The organism is Candidatus Cloacimonadota bacterium (assembly GCA_011372345.1).
In the GTDB taxonomy this organism is placed as follows: domain Bacteria; phylum Cloacimonadota; class Cloacimonadia; order Cloacimonadales; family TCS61; genus DRTC01.
The window spans coordinates 1-2,974 of sequence record DRTC01000586.1; the positions used below are offsets into that span (position 1 = coordinate 1).

Below are 2,974 nucleotides of genomic sequence, written 5' to 3' on the forward strand. Positions count from 1 at the left end.
TCCCAGCAGCAACAGAAAGTTGTTCCTATACATTTGAATATTATCCAAAAAATTGAACTTGATTTTATTCCCCAAAAATGCTGTTATTCAAGTACTGAAAAAACCGCTTTTATCATTGAAAAAAACTCCAATATAATCCATATTTATCAAAACGGGAAAAGAATCAACAAGATCGGCGGACTCGGTTTTGAGAAACATAATTTTACCAAACTTTCCGATATAAAAACTGCTCCTGACGGCAATCTGCTGGCTTTGGACAGTTTTGAGAAAAAGGTCAAAAAGTTTGATACGGAAGGGAAATGGATAACTGAATTTGAGATCGAGAATATTGGTGAACCAGGTTTATTCGATATCAGCAGCGACGAAACTTTTTACATTTTTGATGAAAATAGAAAGGAAATCGTTGTTACCAAAAAATTCGGAGAGAATAACATCTACACTTTCGGAAAATTTCAGATCGATAAACCGCAGCAATTGACAAAAACTTTGAATTACATACTAATTTATGATAAAGTTAATGATAAAACAACATTTTTTGAAAGTCTCGGCCAATTTGTCAAAGAGTCTCCTGGTTATTATCAGACTGATAAATTCCAGGATTTTAAGTTATCCCGTTTTGCTCTCGAACATCCTGATTCAGAGAAAATACTCGCAGTTTCTGTTTTTCCCTGGAAATTTTTTGAAATAAAGAATAATCTTTGTCTTCTGCTTTCCGAAAAGGAAATGTGGATTGCAGAATTTGTGTATGAAAGAAGATAAATATGGAGTTAAGAGAAGCCCACAATTGAAGTTGTGGATTTCTAAAAACAAATTTTCGATGAATCGTCTTTAAAATAAGAGATTCCAAGAATGAAAAAATCCTATATTTATAAACCTCTATTAGCCGCTTTGTTATTAGGTTTGAGCAGACTTCCGCTACATCTTGGTTTCTTGAGTTTTTGGGGATTTATCCCGCTTTTTTCTCTTTTTAATGAAAATCTTAAGAATAAGAAAATAATCCTTTCCGCAATAATTTTCAGCACGGTTTACACTCTTATCAGCTTACATTGGATTTCTCTCGTTACGATTCCCGGATTTTTCGGATTATTCATTTTATTTGGAATTTATTTTTCCATTCTTTTCCTTTTGATCAGAAATTTATGGAAAATCCTCCCCAAACTTCGCTATTTAATATTTATCTGTTTCTGGCTTTCTTTTGAATATCTCCAAAATTTTGGTGAATTCCGCTTTCCCTGGTTCAATGCCGGATATTCTCTGTCGGATTATTTAATTCTGCTCCAACCTGCTGAAATCGGCGGAATTTATCTTCTTTCCTTATTGATCATCATTTTGAATATATTCTTTTATGAATTGAGGAATAATCTAATAAGAAATTTACTATCGATAATTTTGCTGCTGATTATCTGGTTTGGATATGGAATATATCGATTAATTACAATTCCTTTACAAGAAACCAAAACCGATATTTCCATCGTACAGGTCAGTGTTCCTCAAAACAAAAAATGGGAACAGAGTTATCTCGATTCAACTCTTATTTTGTATGAGAAATATTCGGAAATTGCTGCGAAAAATAATTCTTCCTTGATCATCTGGCCTGAATCAGCGATTCCTGCTTATGTCAAGCGACAGACAAAATTCAGGAGTTTTATCAGCAGAACAGCAAGAAAGGTTCAAACAGACATTTTCACCGGTTTCCCGCATTATGAGATTGCTGATTCTACTTATCATAGCCGTTTTAAGTTTTATAACTCCTGCACAAGAATCGATAAGAACGGAAAATATTATCCTTTATATTATAAAAATGTACTCGTCCCTTTTGGAGAGAGAATTCCATTTTTAAATATTTTTCCGCTCCTCTGGAAACTGGATTTCGGTCAGGCAAACTGGGAATATGGAACAGAACTGGAATTTTATGATGTAGATGGCTATAAATATTCACCCTTGATCTGCTTTGAAATTGCCTTCTCAAAATTGACTTTAAAAATAGCTCAGCAAAATGCAGATTTCATTGTGAATCTCACCAATGATGCCTGGTTCTATCGTTCTGCAGGAACATACCAGCACGCAGTTATGACAAAATTCCGGGCGATCGAAACGAGAAAGCAGATCTATCGAGCCGCAAATACAGGTTATTCGCTGATCATTTCTCCAACCGGGAAAGTTCTCCAAAAAACCAGACTATTTGAAAGAAATGTTATTCACGATAGATTATTTCTTTATGAAGGAAATTCTATCTTTACAAAATATCTTTACTGGTTTCCATTGGTTTTCGTGTTTGGAGCAGGATTATTAATTGTCGTGTTCCTCCTGAAAAAATGGATGATCAGATGAAAGGAACACGGAAAAATTAACACCGAAAACACCGAATGCACTGAAAGAAAAAGGAAAGACAGGATAACAGGATTTACAGGATATGATTGGACTTGACTTGTAACGCAGTTCGAGTCGAGAACAATCAAAACCAAGAATATCCAATATCGAACAAGGAATGATGAATAACGAAGGAAAAAATGAAGAAGTCATTGTTGGTCAGTGAAAGTCAGTGGCAAAAAAAGTCAGTTCTTGTTCGTTTTGCTTGTCCCGTCGTAGTTTTAACGAAGACGGATTCGCTGTTAAAATTTTCGTGTATTTTCGTGTGTTTCGCGGGTAAAAAATCTTTGTGTCTTTGTGACTTTGTGGTGAGAAAATGAAAAAATATTATTATACGATCGGTGAAGTTTGTAATTTATTAGAACTTAAAGCACATGTTTTACGATATTGGGAAAAAGAATTCCCGCAATTGAAACCCAAAAAAGCAAAAGACAGAAACCGCAGATATAATCCCGAAGATATCGAACTCCTGAAAAAGATCAAATACATGCTCTATACACAGAAATATACAATAGAAGGTGCTCGTAAGAAATTAAAGGAAATGAAAAAGACGAAACCACAGATGGTGCTGGATTTTACGGTTGATAAAGATGAAGTGAAAGAA

2 protein-coding genes are annotated in these 2,974 nt (G+C 34.4%); both read left to right on the top strand.

Annotated features, from left to right (window positions below; genetic code table 11):
* Positions 1 to 849 precede the first annotated feature (849 nt).
* Positions 850 to 2,331: an apolipoprotein N-acyltransferase gene (lnt, locus tag ENL20_11190; protein HHE39116.1), complete on the top strand. Its 1,482-nt coding sequence runs from the start codon at positions 850 to 852 to the stop codon at positions 2,329 to 2,331.
* A 355-nt stretch (positions 2,332 to 2,686) separates the two neighbouring features.
* A partial coding sequence (locus ENL20_11195; GenBank protein ID HHE39117.1) for a MerR family transcriptional regulator occupies positions 2,687 to 2,974 on the top strand: 288 nt, incomplete at its 3' end.